This is a genomic window from Fundicoccus sp. Sow4_H7, assembly GCF_052115865.1.
Classification (GTDB): Bacteria; Bacillota; Bacilli; order Lactobacillales; family Aerococcaceae; genus Fundicoccus_A.
The window spans coordinates 190,588-215,488 of the sequence record NZ_JBQKME010000003.1 but is presented as its reverse complement, the minus strand read 5'-3'; the positions used below and the strand labels follow the sequence as shown (position 1 = coordinate 215,488).

The window sequence follows — 24,901 nt, the reverse complement described above, 5'->3', positions numbered from 1 at the left end:
TCGAATAAATCTTTCCAATTCTTCCCACGTATGTTTACTATTTGAACGCATAAAAACTCCCCCAAAAGTAGTTTTACTTTTTCAGCGTCTACTTTAGGGGGAGCATATCAGAAGGTATTGATTTAATTTTTCAACTAATCTATATACATAAGTTACTGGATATCTAGTTGCTGGTGGATCTTCATCCTTGTATTGTTCAGCTAATTTTCTAGCTAGTTTAAGCGCATTTTGTTGTTTTTCATTTGATAACAGTCGATAAATTTCTTCACTGTTTTTTGTGTAAGTTATACTAAAATTTTGTTGAAATATTTTGTCTAATTTTTCAACATATTGATTTCTGTGAATACCTGTATTAAGATACTCAAAATGTAGTAAGTACCAAAGTTCAAATGACTCCACACTATATGCTAATTCAATGTCCTTGTTTTTTGCTAACCTACAGGCCTCATTGAAATTGGAATTGGGAAAGCTATCTTTATCAAATACACACCATACGGAATCATATTCTTGTTGATCCTTTTTATAAATAGCGTACTCTACTAAATCTATCGTATTACTCCCACGTCCATCAACTTCAACTTTTAAGTTAGAGACTGGAAATTTCTTAAAATAGTTGGGTTCCGTCTTTTCTCCTTCACAAACAATCAATATACTTTCGGTAACTTCTACAGTTTGAGTATCAATATCTCTAGAAATGCGAGAAAAGCGAGATTCTTTTGTGTCTGGCATTAGTCATCACCTAAATACATTTTATTTGAAATTTTTAGCAATGGAATTGCGCCAAATTTTCCTTGTAAATAATTTTTTTTAAAATTGACATCTTTCCTAATTATCTCACCATTTTTTCTATAATTAATTAATGAAGTTAGATGACTAGCCTCTTTAATATCCTTTTCGACAAACCAGATTTGATCTCTTCTTAAGATTTCATTGTCTAAAATTTCAGGATTATGACTACTGATGATTAATTGTGCATTTTTTTTATTTATATTAGAGTGAAATAAAGCAATTATGTAGTTAGTCATTAATGGATGTAATTGAGCATCCATCTCATCAAGAATCAAAACCCTTCCATTTTCCAAAGTATCTGCTATTGGACCAGCAATACGTAAAATTTCATTCGTACCACTTGATTCATTTAAATCTGAATCAAACATAATACTATCTACTACCTTTCCATGATCATCATAAATATTATGTTTTGTAAGTAACTGCATATCGTGTAACTTAATTTGTTCGATGATTTCCTCTGGAATATCCTGTTCACTGAGACTTTTAATTTCAAATTCCTTTTCATTTTCTTTTGTGTCCAAATCTATAATATTTATATCAGCTTCTTTTAGTATTCTTAATACTAAAGGAATTAGCGGGCTGTTACTGTTGACTAATTGCTTAGTGTAGTTAGCAGATCTAGAACCTAAGCATTGAAGAACATTTAATTGTTTTCTAAAATATTCCAGAATAAAATCTATAAATTCTGTATTTGTTTTAGCCAAAATTGTTATGAATAAGGTTTTTTCATTCTTAATTTTCCATTTTATTTTTGTTTCTTCAGCATCAAAATAAGTTTCATTTGTATAAATCAATTCTCCTTTTAATATAGTAAAAATCAACTCATTGTCTATAAACAATTGTTCAGAATTAAATTTTTCTCTTCCTACTCCAAATGAGTATCTTACTAATTTATCGTTTGATAAAAATAAAATCTCAAATGAAGAATCAATTTCTTTGTATTTGGGATTTAATTTAAAATAATTGTCCGAAAATTTATTGTCTGAATCATTAAAAGATCTCAAAACTGCTCTTCGCATAAACCGAATTGCTTCAAAAAGATTAGACTTCCCACTACCGTTCGCACCAAAAAGGCTAGCCGTTTTTAATACAGAGAAATCATTGTCAACTTTAAACATATTTTCTTTTAACTCTGAATATTTTTGTAAAGCTACCATACTAAATGTTTGCTCATCTCTAAATGATAAGAAGTTACTTACTTTAAATTCTATTAACATTCACAACCATCCTTTCTCGAGGTTTATTCTCGATTGCACCTCAAGATTAACATTTTTTAACTGCTATTTCAATCAAATGCCTCAAAAAACGTGAATTTTCCTCGAGATAACCAACATTGCTTCTATATTTATTTTTTTACTTTGCACGTAATGAAAATATTTATCTTCTATAATCGTAGTCATTTTGTAAGAAGCGATCTTCATTTTCTTTTTCAATTTGGTTTCTGTTATAGTTTATCTCATTTAAATAATCTTGCTTATTTTTGTTAAATAATTGAGAAAGATTGTAAAGTAAATTTTTGTTTTGATATCCTAATACTTTCAATTCATAATGCAAAGTATTTGATTTTTTATAAGACTCTTTAGGGAATGCAGAATTCATATTTCGTAATAACGCATTTCCCATCATGGCATTTAATTCTAATAATTTATTTTCTTTATAACTTTCTTTGCTTTCTCCATATATTTGTTTCCTAAACCTTTCTTCATCATCTAATCTTATTTCCAATTCTTTAAAACTGTTAGGGTCATTCCGATTAATAATTTCTTTTGTAATATCGTCAACACATGGTCGTTGCTTTTTCAATACGTTATTGTTGTATTTCCAAAGTCGACGATCTGCAGGAAGTTCATTCATTAATGTATTTATTTTTTTGATTGTTAAAATATCTTTTCCTAAATTTAATTCTTTAATTTGCTGATTTAATTCTAGTCTCATTAAATCATTGATACGATTTAGTTCATAGTTTCGATCGATCATTGAATTAATAAATTTGCTTTTGACTTGCTTCATGATTCGTTGAGGAACTTTTGCTTTTCGTTGACCAGCATATTTACCTGATTCAATAATAGGTCTACTCGATTCTTGCTCCACCACTGCAATATGTATATGAATATTGTCTGTGTTGTAATGAATAGCACCAACCCATTCCATCGTGTCGTTAAAATTCATTTGATCCTTGAATTCTTTCATTGATAATTTTGTCGCATTTTTTAAAGGTTCTTCATATAATTTTCCGTCATAAGCAAGCAAACCATTTTCTTTTAAAAAATTATTATCGAAACTAAATACTTGTTGCCACATAGGTGATTCGTTTTTTTGTGACTCAACAAAACTTTCTTTTATTTTTTTAATTTCATCTTTCGATAAACTCTGACTTCCTTCATTAAAAACATTGTTTGTTTTTAATGGATTCTCCATATACTGAATGTAAGTATCATTTTTAATAGAGTCCGATACTTTATTTAATTCCTCTATCTTCTCTTCCATTTTTGTATCTTCGCGATCCATGTAGTCAACATAAAATCCATAATTATTTGTACCACCAGTTGAATTTAAAATGACATTATTATGAAGAGAAAATTTATTTTTAAAAACAATGGCAGGACTACTCATCTAAATTTTCTTTCTCCTTTTGTTTTTTATTATAGGCGTTCATCTGATAGTGCTTCATTTGCTCGTCATATTTTTCTAAGGCTTGTGTATAGATAAGTGTTGGAGCATTTGAAATAAGTGCTGGAACATCAGCACTACTATTATCTAAATCATGCTTTAAGATATGATTATTTATCATGTCTAAGATTAATTGCGTATGCTTACTTGTGTAGCCAGTTCTTAATCTTAAAATGTTGAAACGCTCATTCATAACCGTTTCGTATTCCTCAAATTGTTGCTTCACTTGATTTGCAACATAATTTCCTACAACGTTTGAAATATTATTTGCGGTTGATACTTCTTTAAAATTTTCAACCAGATACTCTATTGCTTCTCGATATGAGTTATACCCTCTTTCCAATCTGATTTGATCTAATTCATTCCAAGTCTCCAGTTTCATCGGAATTGTCTTTTTTTTCATTCGATATTCCCCTCTCAACATCAACATGACTTAATATCAAATTTATTACTTGTGTGTTTCTATTAACTATTTCAATCAATGTATTTTGTCGGTCAGTATATTCTTTAATTGTACTTTGAAATTCATTTTGGGAAGCGTAATTTTCTAATGCTGCTACCATAAATTTATTAAATGAAGTTTCGGTTGAACTATGATACATTTCATTTAATTTAATGAAAACAAAATCAGGAACATTTCTTATTTTAATTTCTTTAGTCACACAATCACACCTTGATTATTTTAATCTTCATATAGCTGCTTTAATAGTTTGGTTATTGCTTCAGTATTTTCTTTTACAGCATTTATTAATTTTTTTTCATGTTTAATCATTCCTAATTTTAAATTTCCAGTTAGTTTATTTTCAATATGACTATCAATGACATGTAGTAAGTATGAATTAAGAGAGGGAAATTCACTTTCTTTCTGAAATTCTATTAACATACTTTTGTTAATCTCACTTATATTTCTTACTAAAATATTTCCTATTTGACTCAACTCCTTTTTGCTTTTTCTTTAAAATAATTCGCGACAGCGAATTCTCACAATCCCCCTGTATTTTAGGGAGATTGTGGTTAGAGCATAAGGGGGAATGATATCACTTGAAGTGATATACCTTGCAGAGCAAGGTTTCCTAATGGGGACAGAAAGTTTGTGAAGCAGTCTGAATAGACCGCCTTCTTAATCTTAAATTCTTTTGCATTCATCACGTATTAGGTGTATTACGCTGCCTGTTACACCGCCTTACACCACTAATAACACTGCCTCGAAATTTAATATTAATTCCTATATTTACCTTTTCTAACTCTCATTTCTTGAATTTTCATATTGAATTTTGAGTTCTTCATATTTTTTATTTAATAATTCTTCTCTTGCGAGTAACTCGTTTTGTTCAAATTTATTTTGTGTGTACGAGCTTTCCAACATAATAATTTGTTGTTCAATCGATCTAATCTTTTGATTGGTTTCATTAATTTGTTGTTCCGTTTGATACTCTTTTTCCACTTCGAGATCAGGAATATTTGTTTTCAAATCTTCAATTTCAATCAAAATGGTTTCCGCTTCTATTTCCTTTTCATCTAATCTTTGTCTCCGCAGAGTTTCGATTTCATAAAGTATTGACCTTAGTTCAACTTGATTATTATTAAAGACCATATCATCAGTTAACAAACTATATTTATCAGTCACTGCTAATCGATTAAACATTAACACTACTGGTTCATTACCGGATTCCGAAATGGATAAACGTAGTGCGGTCCATTCTTCTGGTATATTATGATAAACAATCTCTAAATACTCTGCACTTCCTTTATAAATATTCATCTTCATATCCTTTGATGAAGCTCCTCTTAGCTGTGAACTCACTTCAATATTAAGAGTATCTGTAACGCTAAATTGGTTAGAGTCAGTGTTCAAAATTAAGACTAACTGGTTTTCTTCTTCGTTCAATTTCTTATCCATTATCGAAAACTTTAAGTTACCAGTCGCATAGAGTTCATTTAATCTTGATTCTGAAACGACTTGAACTGGTTTAAAAATAATTCCAAAACCAATTAAAAGTAAAAATATAACAGATATAGAAATGACAAAACCTTTGTACATACTTGAGACATTTTGATTCAATGACTCTCTCATTAATTCTAATTTACTTACTTTTGAATGTTTATTTTGAGTCACAATTATTCAACTCCTTGTTGCGTTTTTAACTTTTCTATATCGGGACGAACGATAAAATCATAACCACGCATAGGGTGAATACCGATAGGATTTCCCGGTGTACTTGATTCTATTAATTGATTATCACCAATATACATTGCGACATGATACGTCGTAGGTTCTCCCCAAAATAATAAATCTCCAACTTGTAAATCAGATGAAGAAATTCGTTGTCCTGATGTTTTTTGAGGTTCAGTCCAATCTCCAATATCTACTCCGTAGGCGGTGTAATAAATCCATTGCATAAAACCAGAGCAGTCAAAGCCAACAATATTTGTTGCGTCTTGTACAGCTGGGTCATAAATTCCAACGGTAGGTCCTTCTTTTCCACCGCCACCCCATGAATAAGGAAGTCCTATTTGAGTCTTAGCAATTTCAACTAAATCTCCACCCGCTAAATTTGATTGAGTACCATTTTTAAATTTTCCAAATAAAATGCGATAGTTTGTTGTGGTTGCTGTCATTGATCCGCTAGCACCACTTAAAGCCATCTCCCTTATTTCATCTAAACTATATCCTAAATTCCACATCAGCATCGGGACGTAATGAAAGTTCCCACCATTCCAATAATAGTATGGAATGTTATAACTCATAGAAACATCATTAACATAGGGAGCTTGTTCCCTCGTTGTATTTCCTAAACTTGGCGCAACAACTGTCGCTGAATATTCTTTTGCAACTTCAATCGACCAATCTTGATCCGTCCGATTTAAATAATCTAAAAAAGCATGACCGAAGTTATAGCCAGCTACTGCTGCCCAAATACTTTTGCCATACTGATTTGTTTTATTTAATGTATTTTTAAAATGTTCTACTCCAATTTCGATAGATTGGTATTCATCTTGTATCGTATTCATTGCCCACCCTCTCGACTCCGAAGATTGGAAAATATCTTTTACGCCACCACCACCTGATTCATTTGCTAGAATACCTAAAAGAATTGGAAGATATTCAGTAGGTACTCCTTGTTTTTGCATTTCACTTTCAATGGCAGATTGCCAACTTAAAACAAGAAGTGTTAGTCGTGTATTACTTAAATCAATTGAACCAACCGAAGTATTATTTGAAGACATTGAGGTTGAAGACACCGTTCCTTCAATTCTTCCGTCAACTATTTCTGTGGGTAAAGCGTGATTCTTTTTGCGGACATTATCAGAGATATCATATCCAAATGCTTTCAAGGTACCCCAAAATAAACTTTTGAAGTCGTCATGATTGTTATAACCGTATGGATCATTTTGTGGTGAATATTTATCTAGATAATCTTTATAGCGAACTTGACCTGTATCAATATAATTGGTTCTTGCTAAATGAAAATATGATTCAATGCCTGTTTCTACAGTAGGGTAGTCTTGAAATGCTCCATATTTCGTATCAACACCTGGATAATTTGCTCCTTCGTACCATCGGATACAACCAAAGTTGAATTCCCCTCCACAACTTGAAATACCAAATGTAGTCTCTAAAGCTATTTGACCTAAAAATGCTCCAGTAGCTACACCGTAATAATCAGCATAACGTTTAATTTCATTTCCATATCCAATTAATTTGGATTGAGGATAATATGTACTTAAAAATGTATCTATGTATTCTCCTGTAACATAAGGTGGGTCTGCTGAATTAATATAAAAGTTATCGACCCAAGATTCATTCCAAACTGTCGTTACAATTGGACCTGCCTTTTCTTCCTTGCTAGTGTCATAGAGACTTGCGGTAGGTTGAGAAGTATTTCCATAGTTCCCGCCCCCAGAATCTTCACTTGTAAATATACCAATTCCAATAACAACAACCAAGAATAGGACAATAAATATACTAGCCAGTCCACCACTTATAAATAACCATTTAAAGACTGTTTTAGCTTTAATATTCATAGCTAACCCTCTTACCTATTTAATTGTTCTAAAGTCGTTATTTTACTGTTATTTTCGTCAAACTTAATTATATAAATATGTGTTACATTAATAACTTTGTCATTTTCTGTAATAATTCCATTTACTGTATATGTGATAGATAGTGGTGATACGACGTTAATTTCAAATGAAATATTTTCTACTTCTTTTGTGGTTTCTCTATTATTTTGTTGTTCGATCCTTTTAGCTTGTGCTAAAGCTTCAGCAACTTCTGGTGTTGTATATAATTCATAGTCTGCGGGATCTACAATTAAATCCTTATCAAGATTAAAGAAAAGTGTTATTAAATCTTGTCCTAACATTATTTGTTCTTCGAATGCATAAGTTATATCAATTTCATTGTAAAATTCTTCTGGTGGAATTGAGTCGGTTTCAGAGGCTTCCTCTGATAGTTCTAATCCGGAAGACATATCGTCAATTTCAGACTCTAAAACGATTTGTTCTATTATCGTCGTATCGATTGTTTGTCTATCGAAAAAAACAAAAATGGCTGAAATTACAACTACTAATACAATGGCGATAAACATTCCGTACTTAAATTTTCCTTGCATTCCTATGCTCCTTATTACTTAAAAATGACCTAATAGCATTTTCAGTCTCTTCTTTGTATATTTCCTCTACTTTATCTTGCAAAAAGTTTAAAAACTTTTCTAATTCTTTTTTATCTACTTCTACTAGCATATTTTCACCTCATATTTTTATAGAAAAAATACACCATCAATGTTTGATAAGATTTTCTTAATGTTTTATTAATCAGCTCTTTTACCACCACCGCCGAATAATTCTAATTCTCTATTGCTGGCTTCAACATTAAATTCGATATTTGTTCCTGAAAAACTAAGTAAGCAACGTCCTTGCGGATAGCGCGCTATACGTTCTACTTGTCCTGCTGTAACTTCATTATTTGAGAGTCGTTTCAAATGCTCTATATTTGCAGTCGAAATTTGAAAGTAAAATCTATATTGACTAAACGTATAGATTTCTCGTAACATTTCAGAAGCTTCACTTCGTATCACTTCTGGTGCTAAACTAGATAATGATTGAGTTGCTAACATAACACCAATAAACAGTTTCCGCCCTTCACGCTGCATAGTATTGATGAATTTAGTAAGTCGTGGGTTGTCTTGATTAATTAGATTATGACATTCATCGATAACTAGCATTGACCGCTTTATTTGGTCAAAGCTCACTTCTCGATTATTGTATTGTCTCACTTGTTCTTTGCCATGGTTAACTAAACTAGCCCAAAATAAATTTAAGGCATTAAATAATTGAGCATCAATAACAGTTTTATTATCCATAGCCATTAAATTATCAATATTGAAGAATAAAATTTGTTCGGTAATGACATCTCCTAATGATGTATATTGATTAAATAACTGACCGTATACGCTTACTAACTTGTCAAGCGTCAAATGTATCATCTCTAAGTTAGTGCGGACTGTAGCGGTGTTGTTTGGCTCGTTTAACATCGTTTCTACTGTTTGAAGGAACTCTTCTAACAATGGATAGTCTGAATTATGTCTCTGTGTGTAATTAGGTTTTTCTTCATCTTGATCATTCCAATAGTTTTGATACAGCCTATTTAAAGCTAATTCAAAAATTGCTAATTCTTCGTTAGTTACTGATGGTTTAATAATTCCATACCATGTCGCTATTTTACTTTTGTGTTGCGTAAAACTAGAGATTTCGTCAATTTCATTGGTTGTATTATTTAAGACCGTTGGGAAAACTTGAAAGATATTAATTGTTCCGCTACTACCATCTAAAGCGACGATCTTACCATCTAGATAGTCAATCACTTTAGTAAATTCACCAGATTTGTCAAATCCTCTTAAATGCGTTCCTTTTGCCCCCATATTAACTAATAGTTTCTTCATCAAAGTTGATTTGCCAGATCCCATTTGACCTAAGATGATTACATTATAATGTTGTCGATAAACCCCATCGAGTTCGAAACAATCAAAGAAGATATTTCCATTTGTTAAACTATATCCTAAATGCAATCCTCTGCGGTCATGTAAATAAACATGATTAGCAGGAAAGGTTAAAGCAATTTGAGAACTTGGAATATCTCTACCTACTCTTTTATTTGGAAGATAGGATTGGGAAGAGTGGTCTAAAAACATTGCTTGATACTCATGTTCTTGTTCCATCACTAAAACAGTTGCTCCGAATTGATTCTTCTCTAAATATTTTCTGACTTCAACAACTCTCTTTTCTAATTCTTGTTTGGTATCTGCATATAAAACGAGTCTCAATGTGAAATATTTCATTACTTCTTCGGTTCGTCTTAACGCTTTACCGAGATAATTTAAATCCACATATTCTTCTTGTGCAATTTCAGCGTCATATGCTTCTTTTTCTTCTATCATTCGATTGTATTGTTCTCTTATCGCTCGTTGAACTTTTTGTAATACTTCTCCTGATTCTTGATTGGCAATATCTGTAATCACAAAACTATTTTCTATATTATGTATCAATGCCTGCCATAAGCCTTCTGGTTGTGATGGATAGCGATAAAAATACAGGCTAGCCATATAGGCATTACCTGTTTGTGTCATATTATCCAAAAATCTTATGTTTCCTACTGGCTGAGTATCTAATATGAAGTCAACATCATAACCTTTTTCTTTTAGTAAACTTATGTTGATTTTCTCCACCGCCTTTTATTATAGCTATTGATATTATTAAATTGGATTTCTCTTATCTGAATTTCTTGTAACTAAGGTTAATTAAATATTTTGCTAGTTGGGTTATTAAACTTAAATAATATTGCTCTTTTCTTCTCTAAGGTAATTCGACTAACAGAAAGAGCCCCTTTATACTGCATAAAGTCATTTCTGCATTCTCTTAATTCTTCTAACGTATCAGCATAAATCATAAAGTAAAATTCTTTATTATAGTTATTATCTTGAAACCACTTCATTTCATAATAGGATTCCATCAATAGTTTTTTATGCTTTAAGTTTGTCGTTTGATTAATTAAATCCAAATAATATTTTTGTTGCAAACTCGTGTCTAGAGGACTATATAAAGTTACTAATTTAAATGGATAAACATACATTTTAACTAATGACTCATACTGATAAATAACATGCAATAAATCATCATTATCCATTCCTGCCATGTTGTATCCTTTCAATTCTAATATATCCATAAAGCCATCATTTAGCTGTAATACGTTATCTTCACCAACAATTGTTTTATATGGCAAGATATCTAATGTCGTTAAATTTTTTTGCCCTTTTACTTTTACATTCTTTTTTACTTTTGAAAAATGTTTTTTTCTTTTTGTCCCCTCTTTTTCCGGAATAAATTTCTTCTTAATTAATTCTTTTTCTTTCTTGCGAGTGTCAAATTTCAACTCTAGCGCACCCCCTTTAAAATCGACTTCTTGCTCTTTATCAGGAACTCAAAGACTTTAAATGTTATATTTTTGTGTAGTATCAAATATTGGCGCTTCTCGTTGGAGCTCTTCATCTTCATAGAACAATATTTCTTTTTTATTTACCATATGATAAATACTTTTATTTCTTTTAAATGCAAATGCTACTACTTGATAATTCCTTTTGAAAGGATTGTTTCTTGGCCTAATTACAGACCAAATAGCAATTATTGCAATTACTATTCCATATACAACTTTTAAAAAAAGATAGCCAAAAAGCTCGTGAGTTAATATAAAAATGGCCAACCCTAATAAAATCGCAAACAAGTCAGTAAAATATAGCCAAGATCCTATTTTAGCTTCAGGAGACAAAGTGGTAATTAATCTTCGATTATTCATTCTCATTTCCTTTCATTAAACTTCTTGCCAGCTTGGCAAGAAGTTACTATTTGTATCTATATATTTCTTTCATCCATCGCTTCACTTAATATTTCATTATGTTTACGTTGTTCTTCCATTCCTTTAATAGAGTTTGTATTTAATTGTTTTTCGCTCGTTTTTTGGTTTGGATGACTTCCTTGTGATGTTGTTGTGTCTTGTTGTGTGCTTTTCTCTGTTTTGAAATTTATGTTTGTAGAAGGAATCTGGTTCGGATTAACTATTTGGTTAGTTAAATTTCCTCTTGCTACTTCTTGGCCCACATTCGGCGCTATCGGTACATTTGGTGAGCTTCCGATTGAGCGTTTAGCTGATTGACTTAAATCAGTATCTTTACCTGATAAGGATTTACCGAGATCCGCTTGTAAATGTTGTTGACTGCTAAGAGGTTTTTCATCCTTAATTGAAGATTCTTTATCTTGTTTGTTACTGCCTAAGCCTACACCAAGGTTACTATTATTAGCCATTCCTGAATTTGCTTGCGTAGTAGGTTTTTGAATGTTAGGCACTGAATTAGAACCTCGTTGTTTATGTACTGATAAAGGTTCTTTTTCAGCTGATTTAACAGGTTGAGTGTTATTTGGTGTTGAGCCAGTATGTGACTCATTGCCACTCATAGTATGTTGAGTACCTAAAGGACTATTTCTCATTTCACTTTGAATTTCTTTATCTCGATCATTTGGAGAACCATTCGAACTTGATTTAGTTTGAGTCGAACTAGCATTAATTGCGTCATTATCACGTTTTAAGTTATTCATGCCTACACCTAAGTCCATAGCTTTAGAGCCGATACTCTTTCCAATGTTTCCTAATGTATTACCACCTTTACTCATACCAGTTATTGCACTTCCTGCTCCTTTTGCAACCCCGAACATTGCAAGACCTGTTGATTTAAGACCAGCGTCATTACCCGTCACTTCTTGAGCTATTTTTGGTCCATCAATTACACTGATTGCTAATGCAAATTGAATGATAATTTGCGTAAAGACTCCGATATCCAGCGAAACGAGAAATACTTGTGCGATATAATATGCCTTTAAGACCATTGATATCATAATCATAGATATAATCGCATTTTTAATATTATTCAAAATCATTTTTAATATTTTAGCGCCATTTAAATCACTAAAAGCAAAAAGTGGAAGGAGCGTTTGGTTATACACAATTTCAAACATTAACTGTACAAATTTAAAGGCTGTTAAAATATAAGCTAAGATTGAGGTTATAAGGAAAAAAACAATCACCCAACCATTAAAGACATAGCGGGAATAGTTTTGTTCAATCCCAATAAATAAGTAATCGTTAACTTTTTTTAGCGCCAATGAGCCTTCTGTCTGCATATGAACTTTATGTTCAATTGCCTTTTGAGCTACTTTATCGTTTAAATCATCTTTTTTGAGGGTTTCGTTAATATCTATATAGTGGATATTAGTTTCATTTATGTTTGCCTTCGCTTGTTTTGGTTCAACTCCATCATTTAAAACACGATACATATCTATCGTATTGCTATTTAATACCTCGTAAGCAAAACTGTTGTTTTGATCATTTGTTAAAAAGGACTCTGCGATTTGAATGCCTACCGTGGTTAAGTTTCCGATAATGAGTGTTCCTAAGAGTAGTGTTCCTAAACCAAGCAAAAAAGAGTCAAAGAGTGTTTTTATTCTCACTCTATCGTCATACATATAACGCAACCCCCATAGAACTAAAGCCAATGTTCCAATTGCCCAAGCAACTGTACTGTATGTTGTTAAAAATTGTTGCATATATTCATTTTGAAAGATTCCTGAAAAATCAAATACATCTAACACAATTTGCTGGACTGAATTTAAAAATTCCATCAGACCTTTTATAATCGTCCAAGCAATACTTCGGAATGGTGAAGTAAAGACATTATCTAACTGTAAATACTCTTTATAATCCATTAGTAATTGTAATTCTGGTTCGATTAGCCAACACCTATCCTTTCTAATGAATGGTTATGTTTTTCTACAAATTCTTCAAATTCTTTTGCATTACTTAATTGATTAAACTCAACAATTAAACTTGGCATTGAACCTAGTATTTGTTTCTTAATAATCTGGAATTCTTCTGTCTCATTGAAAGCTGGTTTACTTAGTTGTGCATGATACTGACTTTCTTTGAGAGGAAGAGGTTTTAGTTTTTCACCTACATTATTATTTGAACGAAATTTATTTTTAGTTATATCCGATAAAAAAGTTCTAAAATTTGATTTTATAGTGCCATCTAAAATATTATTTTTTATACTTAGTTCCTCAAAATCTGTTTTGAAAAAGAAATCTCCTAAATAATCATAGGCCATTTTGAAACGGTTCTCTCCGATATTTCGAATAGGGTTAGGTACTACATCTTCTCCGTTCTCACCTATTCTTTTTGACCTAATAACTACATTTTCTCCCTCTAATAAATTTTTTAGTTCGGATGGTCTCATCAAGTATCGGTCAATAACTGATTCTGAAATTGATTGATTTAAACTATATTTTTTTCCTGATCTACTTTTTTCAATCACTTCATATTTACCTAACATATCAGCAATTTTCTTATTCGTTTCTTCGCTAGTTGACGATAAATAATGAATTGTCATAATTTGTGATTCTACGAAACTACCTACTTCTGGACCATAAATCATTTTAAATTGTAAGAAATCCTGTACATAAAAGTTAAATAACATTCCTCTCCCTGCACCGACGGAAATCATAGACTCTAAGGATTTAATTTTAGGTAAATTGCCAAATTCATCTAACAGAAAGAATATTCGTTTTGGTAATCTATCGTTACTTTGGCTTGCAACAATCGAAAGATGATAATAGACTTGTTCAATCCATGTGGAAAAGATAATATTATTTGCGTTCGTATAGTCTGGCATAGTCAGAAAGATAACTTGTGGTTTTTCTTCTTGTGCTAATTTATCAAATGGCAGAGTATTTGCCGATAACAGAATCTCAATGTCAGGAGAGATAAATAGATTTAATTTTGAAATTGCAACAGCGACAATTGAACTTCTCATTGTTTTTTCAGAAGCCTTCACAGTTGTAAATTGCATTCTAGCTGGATTATCCATATCTAAATTTTCAAAATAAATATCCATTAACTGCGTTTCCTTTTTGGCAGTCTTTGTTAAAACTTCTAGAAATCGCAATACATTTGGTAAAGTAACATATTCTGGTTTATGATTTGATACATCAATATGCTTTCCTACTGATTCATGACATAAAGCTAATATCAAACCATTGACTAATGACATTGCAGCTTCTTCCCATAGAGGATCTTTACTTTTTGGATTATGGTAAAGACTATGCGTGAAGCTTTTTGTTAGCTCTACTGCTTTTCCAATCTTTCCATCTTGATAGTTTTTAGTAATAAGATCTAAAGGGTTATATTGAATCCCCTTGGTTGGATCAATTAGATTAAATATATGAACTTCATATCCTCTTACTTCTAACTCTAATTTTGTCATTTCTACGAGTTCATACTTAGCTGATGATATTATTAAATGTGGCTTTTCTTCACTTCTTGAAAGTAAATCAATATCAGGAAGTGTTTTTGTTTGTGATTTCCCACCTCTCGTCCTTGCTACGATCAACCCATGTGAGTCAGATGTATCAATGAACGCTTTATCATTGTTTCGGTGGATTAAAATACCGCCAGATCCTTCATAGTCTGGTACACTTAAACTTAAATCCTTCTTAGGAACATAATCTACTTTTTTATACGATACTTCTATTTCTTCTTTGGAGGCCCAATTTGAGCTTGCTTTGTTACCTTGTCTTAAATCGCCGAAATGAGTTTGATAAAATTCTCTAAACCTTAAAATAATAAAACCGAAAGTGATACTGAATAAAAGATAGAAGATAATAAATTTAATTGATGGTTTTATTAACCATAAAAATTGATTACTTAGTTCACCAGTTAAAATATTTGAAATGTTTTGTAAAAAGTTACCTAAAAAGTTTGAAGAAATATAAGCTAACAAAAACACGACCATTAAATTTTTTTTCTTATCTGTCATCATTTCACCTCTTTTTATCTACACTTTTAATAGTTAAATACTCTGTTTGATACCACCTTTTATAATCTTTTTCTATACTTGTTTCTGGGTCTGGTGGGTTCATACCGTAAAATTTCCAACCTAATTTCCATTGAAGTTTTGTAATTTCATAATGTGATGCATTTTCACTATCATCAAAGTTTCTTTCTCTATATATTTCAAAGTTTTCGGAAGAATTAGTTGAAATAATACCCGCTTGAAACAAGACCATCTTTGCGATATAGGCGGAACCAGCGTATATAATGTATCTTTGAAAATTATGTTCACTTTCTATATAAGCTTTTCCAATATATGCTTTCATTAATTTGCCCCCTTTAACTTCTTGCCAGTGTGGCAAGAAGTTATCTTTCAGGTTGGTACGCGATTTTCTTGGTTATTTTTTCATTATTAGGTTCATTTATTTTATTGAAGTCCTTTTTTTCTATTTCTTTATTTTTTTTAAGATTTATTAAATAATCGTCAATCCCTTGTGTAATCTCTACTGCAGTTTCAATTGTATCTTTCATTAAATCATATTTTTTCTCGTCACTAAGTGTCGTGCCGTAGCTTTTTATATACGATAGGCTACCTTCGGTATGTTCAACACCGTAAAATTGTAAGACTATCGAAGCGGTTGTTTCAGCTTGAACTTCTTTTTCTTCACTGGTTAATATGTTTCCCTTTTGATGTAATTGACTGTGAGCTAATTCATGAATCAATGTTGAAAAATAATTTTGGCTATCTAGTTGATTACTCATTGTAATGCTGTGAGTATTTGGAGTATAAAAACCATTTGCAATACCTTCTACTTTCTTATCAACAATGGGTACATTATTATTCTTGGCGAATTCCTTTGCACCTTGAATAAAGTTTTCATAAGTCCGATCAGAGTCAGATATTACTAATCGTTTAATAATTGTTGGATATTCTGTGATCGGTACGTTTGTTTGACTAATATCGAATACATGTCCGATTTTCGAACCGACATACTCATTTTTTATCGTTATTTTATTTTCTTTTATCAACTCTTTTTCTTGTGGCGTGGCTTCATAAATTGCGTACCAGTTTTTATTAGCTCTTTGAAATACTTTTTTTGTAACAGGTTGAAATATTTTTAATCCTTTCTCACCTTTATTCACACCATAACCTTTATTCTTCCAATCAGTGAAACTTGCTACAAAGGCAGAAGCAGGCATTTGATCGTAAATGAGAAGTTTATTATTGAAACTATACTGATAAAATTTTCTACTAAAAGTTACAAATTCAGCGATATTCTCTGGTTTTTCAATATACGCATTAACTTTTTCTTGAAGTTTCTCAGTAATTAATTTTAGTTCATTTTGTTTTTCTTCTTTTGTTTTTTTATTATAGGCCATTTGTTTTCACCTCAATTAATTCATATTCAATTGAAATGTTCGAGCTGTCTGCATTTTCATCAAAATATATTTTCTTGTTTGAGCTATCTATAAAAATAATTCGTTCATAATTTATAATGTTATTTAATAAGTTATTTGAGAAGTCTGTTTCACTAACTTTAACTAGCATGTCGCTATTTTCTAAAATTATTTTTAAAACATTTGGTTTTTCATACTCAACATATCCTGGTCTTTTCATAGTTACTCCTTTCAAAAAATACCACCTCGCTTTATGCAAAGTGGTATTTTTTATCTAATCTGTTATTCAGCTGATGTCTCAATAATTAATTGACTTGATTCTACTTCATAAATGATACTTTCTTCTGTTTCATTAAATGACTTTTCGTATAGGCTGAATTCGCCCTCTGTACCAACATATTCAAAGCCATTTTCAATGAAACCATCATGAATTTCCTGTTCTACTAAACTATCGACATTTTCAGTTTCTTCTGTGTCTTTACTTTCTTCAAAATCAGTTGCGTCTTGGGTTTCGTCTAGTGATTCTGTATCAGTTGTTTCTTCTACTTCTGCTGATAAGTCAGATTCATCTATTATGTTCACTTCTTCTGATTCTTCAAGTTCTATAACATCGTCCATCTCTTCTGCAACATCTAAGTCATTTTCTGTTTCCACTGGTAATTCAGTATCAATAGTTTCTTCTGTTTTATAGCTAAAAGATAACAAGAAATAAGCGTTTCCGTCTTTACCTATGGCTGTATGCACTTCATAGTTTTCGATGTCAGAATTACCGTCTTTTACTTCTTGTGCTTTTGCAATAGCTTCATCAAGTGAACTAAATCCATATTCAGGAGTATTAGGATTATATACTACTGTTTCATCAGGGTTTAAGTGTAATGAAGTTAATACGACATATTTTGTTACCCCATCACTATCAATAATTTCAACGACTTCATAACTATGCACTTGTGCATTTGACGCTTTGTAATTTGAAGCGTAATTTTCTGCTGATTCTAAAGTTGAAAACTTATAATCGTAATCATAGAAATAATTGACTCCGTAATACGGAGTGCCATCTGCTAACGAACCAGCGGTAAACACTTGATAATTAGTTGAAGCTTTAGGGAAATTACTTGAACACCACTCTAAAGCTTTTTCCATACTTTCAAAATATCCTTCTGGAATCGGCTCTACTTCAACTTCTGGTTCAGGCTCTGGTTGTGGTTCAGGAGTCGGATCTGGCTCTGGTTGAGGTTCTGGTTCTGGTTCTGGAGTCGGATCTGGGATGTTTGGTTCTTCTGGTTCTTCTGGTTCTTCTGGCTCTACTGGATCTGTGGGTTCTTCCGGTTCCGGTTCTGGTCTTTCTGGTTTTTCAGGCTCTGGTTCTTCTGGGTGAATACTTGAAATATCTTCTAGCGTTTCATCATCAGTGTCTTCATCAAGAATACTAGCGATGTCACTTAAGTTTTGATCTCTTTCTCTTTCAGCAGCTGCTTTATCCTCTAATTCAAACACAAGAGCAAATTCTCCTAAATCTTTAGTTGTAAATTCCACAATTTCGTTATTATTACTAAATTCTAGTGTTTTATAAGTTTTATCGTCTGTAAGAAATAGAATTTTATCTAGTTTACTATAATCTGTTTCTGAATTAATTGTAACTTCTGCGTTTACTTTCGTAACTAGGTTACCGTCTTTATCTGTAATTCGGATAATCAATAAATCAAATACGCTATCTTGGATAGCATTCGGAACACCTTTTAGTCTTTTTTCAATTTCTTCTCGGTCAGTAATGATTTCAATTTCTACCTTCTCGATATTCTCTGTTTGTTCTTCTGGAATTTTAACGACTACTCCATATTGTGAGTTCTCATAAACAGTATATGCGTCCATTGAGGTCACAATAGAAGATGATTCATTTGCTAATGCTGTAAGTATTTCAACGGGAGCAAGATTCATTCCTAATAAACTTAATGCGACCACTTTTGTTAAGGTTTTCTTCATTTTATATTTCCTCTCTGATTTTTGAATAATAACTTCTTGCCACCATGGCAAGAAGTTTGGTTAGAATAAATAGAAGAAATTATTTATTTCTTCTATTAGCTTTTCTTTCTGTTTATTTAAAGATTCAATTTCTTCTTCGCTAATCAAATCAACCTGCAATAACTGTTCTTCTATTGCTTCTATTTGTTGATTAGCTTCATCTAATAGATTAAAGTATTCAGTTACTCTAGGATTTTGTAAATAAACCTGTTCGCTTTTTGCTTCTTCAATTTTTCCATCTTTAATCATATTAATTAAGTTACGATTTTTTGCAGTTTCTATTTGTTCTGTTAGTTTTGAAACTTGCAATCTATCGTTAATTTCTTCTGCTTCATTAAGTAGATTGAGATTGATATATGCGACCGCTAATTGCGTTAACCTTTCGTCACTGTCAGCTTGATCTTTTAATTCTACTACTGTTTGAAATTCTTTCTTTAAATATGCTAAATCGAATTGTCCTTTTAAATATTCAGACTTTTCTTGTAAGAAAGTTTCTAAATATGGTATTCCATCAAGACCTAAGTAAAAGATTTCTCTTTCAATGTAAGGGTATTCTTGTGGATATTCTTGCAAAGCTTCTTCAAATCTTTTTTCTGATAACAACTGATCTAGGTAGGTTAAATCATAAGTACTTTCTTCGCTCAAACTAGCAACTTCGGTAATTTGACTACTCGTTTCAATATTTTCAGTTGCAAGTGTTTCTTCTGAATCACCCTTGAATAATTTATATCCAACAAATGCTAATAGTAAAATAGATATTGGTAATATAATCATTTTCAATACTTTTGATTTATTAAATATTATTGGATTTTTAAATTCCCTTTTTGCTTTAGGTTCTGACTCTGGTATTAGTGTTGCATTATACTGTTCTGCATAAATTTCTTGAAGGGCATTGATAAACATTTCAATTTCCTTTTTCTTACTTTCAAAATCCATATCATCTTTATGTAATTCAAAAAGTCTCTTTTCTAAATATATAAGATAATCAATCCCTTCCCCCTCTCCAAGTTTTATGGTGTCTGCGCTAATTTGTTGATTTTCATTCCAAATTAATACCGTTAAATCAGCTGTTTTTTGTTCACTTTTTATATCATTATCCAAATTTTTAATAAGTTCAACAGCTTCGTAAACTGAATATTTTTTTGAACGCTCAAACTTTTTGTTTAATTCCGAGCTACTACTTTTGAATTTAAAAAGCACTAATTCTCACCTTCCTATCCCCAACCCCCTGCTTGACTAGTAATATAACCAACTATACTAGCAGCTGTTATTACAATAATGTACCCACATACTACACGAATAAACCATTTCTTGATTTTTGAGGTATCTTCTTGCCCAGCAACCATGAACCAAACTCCTAGTCCTGCAAACATCATGACAGCTACACCAGATGCAATCGCAACAAATGTAGATGTTGCACTTGAAGTAAACCCATCAATAATACTATTAATACTACTTTGTCCTATAACCGGAACAATTTTTAAAAAGTTCATATGTAATTTGTCACTCCTTCTCTTTGTTCGTATCTTGAATAAGTAACCCAAAGTTTTCAGATACTATTTGCAAATGAATTTGATACCAGTATTCTTCTGGATTCAGTCCTTTTAACTCTAGAATTGTATTCGCATTTTTCTCCATTTGTTTCATATCAGTTTTTGAAACTGAAATTATTAAATCTGCCATTTGTACCTCCTTTGACTTCTTGCCACGCTGGCAAGAAGTCTATTTTGAGTTTTTTTATTCTTCTTCTTTCTGTTTCTTTAAGACTAAAGACAATCCGATTGTTAATAACACTATTGCAGTTGACAAACCAATAATTGAATTTTTCTCACCAGTATTCGGTAATTGTGGTCCGCTAGGAGTGACTGGTGGTGAAGAAATTGTTACGGTTTGTCTTTCATTGTCGATATCTTGATGTTCTACAATAATATCGCCTTTTTCACTTATCAATTCTTGGAAAACGACTAATGATGTATCCCAGAAGACTTCGCCATTTGGTAAGTTAAATGTCATAATTACTTCGCCATCTTTTGTTTCTGGTACAAGCTCAAGTGAAACTATTAATTGTTCTCCATCAACATAAATAGGTTCTCCAGTTGCTTTATCAACTAACCAACCATTTATTGTGTACTTTTTGCCAGGGATTAAATCGAAATATTTAATTAAGTCTTCGATTGTAAACGCACCACTACCAATAATGATTTTCTCACCATTAACCGTAGCGTCTGTTTCAATTCTAGGGTTATTTACAATGACTGTTTGTTTTTCATCTTCGATATCTCTGTGGAAGGCTAATTCTTGACCTTCTCTAATTAAATCTTCAAATACTACGATTTCTTTTCCGCGTAATAAATATGCAGGTATATCAAACTTGATTTCTACTGTTCCGTTAGCTTGCGTAGCAGTGAAAGTAAGAGTAGAACGAATTTCTTTTCCATCTACTAATAAAGGTTTGTTAGTAGCTTTATCCATTAAGATACCTTCCACTGTATATTTCTTGCCAATAATTAAATCTTGGTATGACACAGTATCGATGACCGTCGCAACCTGATTAGGGTCAGTTTCCTTTAATCCATCATCATATTTTGCTTCTGTCTGTAATAATAGTTTTGTTACTCTAACTGTTTGTCCTTGATCGTTAATATCTTTATGAGTCGCAATTTCTAATTCTTCATTTACTAATGATTCAAAAACAACGATTTCTTTGCCTTTTAAAGCTGACGCATTAAACACAAATTCTAAGTTTACGAAACCACTTGCTGTTTCAGCGATAAACTCTAATGTACTTGTTATGTTTTTTCCGTTGATTAATAGTTCTAAACCAGTGGATTTCTCCATTAAAACACCATTGATGACATATTTCTTTCCTACAACTAAGTTGTTATATGTTACTTTATCAACTAATGTGACTTCTTTTAATGGATCAACTAGTTTACCGCCATCTTTAGAGGTTGCTGTTGTTCCAATTTTAGGATCGTTAACGATGACAGTTTGTTTTTCATCTTCGATATCTCTGTGGAAGGCTAATTCTTGACCTTCTCTAATTAAATCTTCAAATACTACGATTTCTTTTCCACGCAATAAATGCGCTGGAATATCAAACGTAATTTCTATTGATCCGTTCACTTGTTTAGCAGTGAAAGTAAGAGTAGAACGAATTTCTTTTCCATCTACTAATAAAGGTTTGTTAGTAGCTTTATCCATTAAGATACCTTCTACTGTATATTTCTTGCCAATGATTAAATCTTGGTATGACACAGTATCAATGATTGTTACTTTTTCTAATGGATTAGTTTCCTTTAATCCATCTTCATACTTAGCTTCTGTTTGAAGTTTTGGTTTAGTGAATCGTACAGTTTGTCCTTTGTCGTTAATATCGGCATGGCTCGTCAATAGAGAACCTTCTCTGTATAAGTCTTCAAATACTATTACTTCTTTACCTTGTAAGGCAGAAGCATTGAGTTTAAATAACAAATCAATCACACCTGATGTTTTTTCAGCTTGAAATTTAATACTTGATGTGACTTCTTTACCATCTACCAACAATTTATTTACTGTGGCTTTATCTCTTAAATGTCCTACTATTTCATACCATTTGCCTACGATTAAATCTGTATAAGATACTGAATCCTTAATAACAACCTCTTCTAAAGCGTCTAGAACCTTATTACCATCTTCGTTATTTGTTGCTGTTGTCCCCAGTTTAGGGTTAGTGAATTTAACGGTTTGTCCTTTGTCGTTAATATCCGCGTGGCTTGCAACTAGTACTCCGTTTCTGAATAAATCTTCAAAAACGACTACTTCTTTACCTTGTAAGGCAGAAGCATTGAGTTTAAATAACAAATCAATCACACCTGATGTTTTTTCAGCTTGAAATTTAATACTTGATGTAACTTCTTTATCATCTACCAACAATTTATTTCCTGTGGCTTTATCTCTTAAATGTCCTACTATTTCATACCATTTGCCTACGATTAAATCTGTATAAGATACTGAATCCTTAATGACAACCTCTTCTAAAGCGTCTAGAACCTTACTACCATCTTCGTTATTTGTTGCTGAGGTTCCAATAGAAGGTGGTAAGTCAGCATTCAATAACGTAAGTACCAAATTAACAATTGTAGTATTTTGATCTTGATAGGCTAATTCGAAATCAACAGGAGTTGAATCTAATTGATAGCCTTTAGGTGCTGTTTTTTCAATTAATTTATAATGACCCAGTGCCAACAATTTTGTAAACGCTGTACCGTTTTTATCAGTCGTTACAGTATCAACAACATTTCCTAATGAATCTACAACATCAAATATAGCACCTTCTAAGCGTACATTTGTTTCGTGATCTTCTTTAACAATCTCTAAACGTCCTTGTGCTAAAGCATTGATAAATTCAACAATTGATTTTTGACCGTCTTTAATAATTGCTTGAACGGTTTCGGAAGAAATAATATAGCCTTTAGGTGCTGTTTTCTCACGAATAGTGTAAGTTCCTTCGGCTAAATCCTCAACCAGTAAAACACCTTTTGAATTTGTTTTTTGAGTTGCAACAACTTTACCTGTTGAATCAAGAATTTCAAATTCTGCTTCGGCTAATAAACTACCATCTTCACCTTTTTTAACTAATTCAAGCTCTCCATTACTAGGCAATATATTGAAGTTTAATAGAGCTCTTATCGGATCTAAAAAGTTTAAACTACTAAATGTTTGCTGTCCTGGACTCGTGTAAATCAAAGATACAGCATCAGGTAATTTTGATAAATCTGGTAAGAAATTATAGATACCACCAACTGCATTTTCACTTGCTGTTACTTTCAATTCATTAGCATTGATTTTTTCAAAACTGAATCCATTCCAAGTGGCTGGTATAATTAATTTATCAAATACATTGTATGTATCGTTTAAAGTAATAGACTCTCCTTTTTTTAGAGATACGTTACCGTTGTTCCAAGAAGGAGTAGATTTATGATTTGCGATTTTTGTATCAACTTGAGACTTCCAAGTCGAATAGGTATTATAATTTTCTGCTAAATAACCTTGTCCTGTATTTAGATTTACTCCTAATACTTCCCAAATATAAAGTTGAGTAAAAGCATAGTTTTGATTCGATAGTTGTTGTTTATATCCAAATTCAACTATTTGTTCGATTTTCAGTCTACTTGTTTTATCGATTTCAACTTTTCCACCGGCATCAGAAGGATAGAACGGGGCTAAGTTATCAAGTATGACGGTTTCGTCCGGAAATTCAGTACCTTCGTAGTATGTACCACCAATCCAAGAAGTCATCGGTTCAATACAAAATACGACATCACCATTGATAGATAAAACATATAAATCATCCCAATAATTTGTTAATTGTTCTCTACCGTAATATACAGTTCCTATTTTTGTGCCGGAAACATTGGTTAAAATGCCATTACTGGTGGTGCTGCTCATAACTTCGGCATATTTTCCGTCAGAACTTCTTACAAGTTTTAAGTTGTCTAAGGATATGTTAAATTGTTCAGAATATTTTTCTAATATTTCTTTATCTTTTTTATCTTGTTCTTCTTTAGCAATTTTATTAGCTTCCTCTGCTAACCTTGCTTCTTCTGCAAGTCTTTCTTCTTCCGCTAATCTTATTTCCTCTGCCTTTCTCGCTTCCTCTGCTAACCGTTGTTCCTCAGCCAAACGTTCGGCTTCAATTTTTTCAGCTTCCTCTGCTACTCTCTTTTCTTCGGAGATTCGCTGTTCCTCAGCTAATTTTTCTTCCTCTGCTTTTTTCGCTTCTTCGGCTAATCGTTCGGTTTCAGCTAGTTCAGCCTCATCTTTTAGCCTTAACTCTTCGGTTTCATCAACTAATGGATGTTCCTCGGTTATACTAACATCTTCATCGATAATCACTTCTAAATCAGCAACTTCTGGTGGTGATTCTACATTTTCAATCAATTCAGTTTCAATGATTGATTCACCTATTTCGTCGTTTGTTACAGCATTAACAGAATTAGGCATAAAAAATAGTCCTGAACTTAAAAGTGTCAGAACTAATGATTTTTTTATTTTATTGTATTTTTTCATTCTTTTATCCTTTCCTTGTTTAATTAGCAACGCTTTTTT

Annotated in this window: 23 protein-coding genes; all 23 read right to left on the bottom strand. The window is 31.8% G+C overall.

Annotation, left to right across the window (positions count from 1 at the left end; translation table 11 throughout):
• Nucleotides 1–93 precede the first annotated feature (93 nt).
• Nucleotides 94–729: an RloB family protein gene (locus tag ACTQ54_RS05100; RefSeq protein ID WP_441755080.1), complete on the bottom strand. Its 636-nt coding sequence runs from the start codon at nt 727–729 to the stop codon at nt 94–96.
• Entirely contained in the window at nt 729–2,009 is a 1,281-nt protein-coding gene (locus tag ACTQ54_RS05095) for an AAA family ATPase (RefSeq protein WP_441755079.1), read from the bottom strand. The genes ACTQ54_RS05100 and ACTQ54_RS05095 overlap by 1 nt, the downstream gene beginning before the upstream one ends.
• Before the next feature lie 160 nt (nt 2,010–2,169).
• On the bottom strand, nt 2,170–3,405 hold the full coding sequence (gene mobP2, locus ACTQ54_RS05090; RefSeq protein ID WP_441755078.1) for a MobP2 family relaxase: 1,236 nt from the start codon (nt 3,403–3,405) through the stop codon (nt 2,170–2,172).
• A complete protein-coding gene (locus tag ACTQ54_RS05085) occupies nt 3,398–3,865 on the bottom strand; it encodes a hypothetical protein (RefSeq protein WP_441755077.1) in 468 nt (155 codons plus the stop codon). Before ACTQ54_RS05085 ends, mobP2 begins: the two co-directional genes overlap by 8 nt.
• Entirely contained in the window at nt 3,822–4,124 is a 303-nt protein-coding gene (locus ACTQ54_RS05080) for a hypothetical protein (protein WP_441755076.1), read from the bottom strand. The genes ACTQ54_RS05085 and ACTQ54_RS05080 overlap by 44 nt, the downstream gene beginning before the upstream one ends.
• 20 nt (nt 4,125–4,144) lie before the next feature.
• A complete protein-coding gene (locus ACTQ54_RS05075; protein ID WP_441755075.1) occupies nt 4,145–4,399 on the bottom strand; it encodes a hypothetical protein in 255 nt (84 codons plus the stop codon).
• 303 nt (nt 4,400–4,702) lie between these two features.
• The gene (locus tag ACTQ54_RS05070; RefSeq protein WP_441755074.1) at nt 4,703–5,578 is read right to left on the bottom strand and encodes a hypothetical protein; all 876 of its coding nucleotides are present in this window, start codon (nt 5,576–5,578) and stop codon (nt 4,703–4,705) included.
• Nucleotides 5,579–5,580: 2 nt separating this feature from the next.
• On the bottom strand, nt 5,581–7,488 hold the full coding sequence (locus ACTQ54_RS05065) for a bifunctional lytic transglycosylase/C40 family peptidase (RefSeq protein WP_441755073.1): 1,908 nt from the start codon (nt 7,486–7,488) through the stop codon (nt 5,581–5,583).
• Nucleotides 7,489–7,499: 11 nt separating this feature from the next.
• Nucleotides 7,500–8,078, bottom strand: a complete 579-nt coding sequence (locus ACTQ54_RS05060; protein ID WP_441755072.1) for a hypothetical protein — start codon at nt 8,076–8,078, stop codon at nt 7,500–7,502.
• The gene (locus tag ACTQ54_RS05055; protein WP_441755071.1) at nt 8,062–8,208 is read right to left on the bottom strand and encodes a hypothetical protein; all 147 of its coding nucleotides are present in this window, start codon (nt 8,206–8,208) and stop codon (nt 8,062–8,064) included. Before ACTQ54_RS05055 ends, ACTQ54_RS05060 begins: the two co-directional genes overlap by 17 nt.
• Before the next feature lie 68 nt (nt 8,209–8,276).
• Nucleotides 8,277–10,100: a VirB4 family type IV secretion system protein gene (locus ACTQ54_RS05050; RefSeq protein ID WP_441755070.1), complete on the bottom strand. Its 1,824-nt coding sequence runs from the start codon at nt 10,098–10,100 to the stop codon at nt 8,277–8,279.
• A gap of 158 nt (nt 10,101–10,258) precedes the next feature.
• Nucleotides 10,259–10,894, bottom strand: a complete 636-nt coding sequence (locus ACTQ54_RS05045) for a hypothetical protein (RefSeq protein WP_441755069.1) — start codon at nt 10,892–10,894, stop codon at nt 10,259–10,261.
• Nucleotides 10,895–10,951: 57 nt separating this feature from the next.
• A complete protein-coding gene (locus ACTQ54_RS05040; RefSeq protein ID WP_441755068.1) occupies nt 10,952–11,314 on the bottom strand; it encodes a DUF5592 family protein in 363 nt (120 codons plus the stop codon).
• Between the two features lie 56 nt (nt 11,315–11,370).
• The gene (locus tag ACTQ54_RS05035; protein WP_441755067.1) at nt 11,371–13,275 is read right to left on the bottom strand and encodes a pLS20_p028 family conjugation system transmembrane protein; all 1,905 of its coding nucleotides are present in this window, start codon (nt 13,273–13,275) and stop codon (nt 11,371–11,373) included.
• Nucleotides 13,276–13,298: 23 nt separating this feature from the next.
• Nucleotides 13,299–15,380, bottom strand: coding sequence for a VirD4-like conjugal transfer protein, CD1115 family (locus ACTQ54_RS05030; RefSeq protein WP_441755066.1), 2,082 nt, complete (start codon nt 15,378–15,380; stop codon nt 13,299–13,301).
• Between the two features lie 4 nt (nt 15,381–15,384).
• Complete coding sequence (locus tag ACTQ54_RS05025; RefSeq protein ID WP_441755065.1) at nt 15,385–15,720, bottom strand: hypothetical protein; 336 nt, start codon at nt 15,718–15,720, stop codon at nt 15,385–15,387.
• Between the two features lie 40 nt (nt 15,721–15,760).
• Complete coding sequence (locus ACTQ54_RS05020; RefSeq protein WP_441755064.1) at nt 15,761–16,774, bottom strand: ArdC-like ssDNA-binding domain-containing protein; 1,014 nt, start codon at nt 16,772–16,774, stop codon at nt 15,761–15,763.
• Complete coding sequence (locus ACTQ54_RS05015) at nt 16,764–17,012, bottom strand: hypothetical protein (protein ID WP_441755063.1); 249 nt, start codon at nt 17,010–17,012, stop codon at nt 16,764–16,766. Before ACTQ54_RS05015 ends, ACTQ54_RS05020 begins: the two co-directional genes overlap by 11 nt.
• 62 nt (nt 17,013–17,074) lie before the next feature.
• Nucleotides 17,075–18,772, bottom strand: coding sequence for a hypothetical protein (locus tag ACTQ54_RS05010; protein WP_441755062.1), 1,698 nt, complete (start codon nt 18,770–18,772; stop codon nt 17,075–17,077).
• A 60-nt stretch (nt 18,773–18,832) separates the two neighbouring features.
• Nucleotides 18,833–20,011 (bottom strand): hypothetical protein, encoded by a 1,179-nt coding sequence (locus ACTQ54_RS05005; RefSeq protein WP_441755061.1) that lies wholly within the window; start codon nt 20,009–20,011, stop codon nt 18,833–18,835.
• 14 nt (nt 20,012–20,025) lie between these two features.
• Nucleotides 20,026–20,304: a hypothetical protein gene (locus ACTQ54_RS05000; protein WP_441755060.1), complete on the bottom strand. Its 279-nt coding sequence runs from the start codon at nt 20,302–20,304 to the stop codon at nt 20,026–20,028.
• A 10-nt stretch (nt 20,305–20,314) separates the two neighbouring features.
• Entirely contained in the window at nt 20,315–20,494 is a 180-nt protein-coding gene (locus tag ACTQ54_RS04995) for a hypothetical protein (protein ID WP_441755059.1), read from the bottom strand.
• A gap of 54 nt (nt 20,495–20,548) precedes the next feature.
• Complete coding sequence (locus ACTQ54_RS04990) at nt 20,549–24,862, bottom strand: VaFE repeat-containing surface-anchored protein (protein WP_441755058.1); 4,314 nt, start codon at nt 24,860–24,862, stop codon at nt 20,549–20,551.
• Nucleotides 24,863–24,901: the final 39 nt, after the last annotated feature.

Excerpts from the sequence above, each read along its gene's own strand:
- ACTQ54_RS05030 (WP_441755066.1), bottom strand. The coding sequence starts at position 15,380 with ATGACAGATAAGAAAAAAAATTTAATGGTCGTGTTTTTGTTAGCTTAT.
- ACTQ54_RS05010 (WP_441755062.1), bottom strand. The coding sequence starts at position 18,772 with ATGAAGAAAACCTTAACAAAAGTGGTCGCATTAAGTTTATTAGGAATG.
- ACTQ54_RS05085 (WP_441755077.1), bottom strand. The coding sequence starts at position 3,865 with ATGAAAAAAAAGACAATTCCGATGAAACTGGAGACTTGGAATGAATTA.
- ACTQ54_RS05055 (WP_441755071.1), bottom strand. The coding sequence starts at position 8,208 with ATGCTAGTAGAAGTAGATAAAAAAGAATTAGAAAAGTTTTTAAACTTT.
- ACTQ54_RS04990 (WP_441755058.1), bottom strand. The coding sequence starts at position 24,862 with ATGAAAAAATACAATAAAATAAAAAAATCATTAGTTCTGACACTTTTA.
- ACTQ54_RS05065 (WP_441755073.1), bottom strand. The coding sequence starts at position 7,488 with ATGAATATTAAAGCTAAAACAGTCTTTAAATGGTTATTTATAAGTGGT.
- ACTQ54_RS04995 (WP_441755059.1), bottom strand. The coding sequence starts at position 20,494 with ATGGCAGATTTAATAATTTCAGTTTCAAAAACTGATATGAAACAAATG.
- ACTQ54_RS05035 (WP_441755067.1), bottom strand. The coding sequence starts at position 13,275 with ATGGATTATAAAGAGTATTTACAGTTAGATAATGTCTTTACTTCACCA.
- ACTQ54_RS05025 (WP_441755065.1), bottom strand. The coding sequence starts at position 15,720 with ATGAAAGCATATATTGGAAAAGCTTATATAGAAAGTGAACATAATTTT.
- ACTQ54_RS05000 (WP_441755060.1), bottom strand. The coding sequence starts at position 20,304 with ATGAACTTTTTAAAAATTGTTCCGGTTATAGGACAAAGTAGTATTAAT.
- ACTQ54_RS05015 (WP_441755063.1), bottom strand. The coding sequence starts at position 17,012 with ATGAAAAGACCAGGATATGTTGAGTATGAAAAACCAAATGTTTTAAAA.
- ACTQ54_RS05095 (WP_441755079.1), bottom strand. The coding sequence starts at position 2,009 with ATGTTAATAGAATTTAAAGTAAGTAACTTCTTATCATTTAGAGATGAG.
- ACTQ54_RS05060 (WP_441755072.1), bottom strand. The coding sequence starts at position 8,078 with ATGCAAGGAAAATTTAAGTACGGAATGTTTATCGCCATTGTATTAGTA.
- ACTQ54_RS05040 (WP_441755068.1), bottom strand. The coding sequence starts at position 11,314 with ATGAATAATCGAAGATTAATTACCACTTTGTCTCCTGAAGCTAAAATA.
- ACTQ54_RS05100 (WP_441755080.1), bottom strand. The coding sequence starts at position 729 with ATGCCAGACACAAAAGAATCTCGCTTTTCTCGCATTTCTAGAGATATT.
- mobP2 (WP_441755078.1), bottom strand. The coding sequence starts at position 3,405 with ATGAGTAGTCCTGCCATTGTTTTTAAAAATAAATTTTCTCTTCATAAT.
- ACTQ54_RS05020 (WP_441755064.1), bottom strand. The coding sequence starts at position 16,774 with ATGGCCTATAATAAAAAAACAAAAGAAGAAAAACAAAATGAACTAAAA.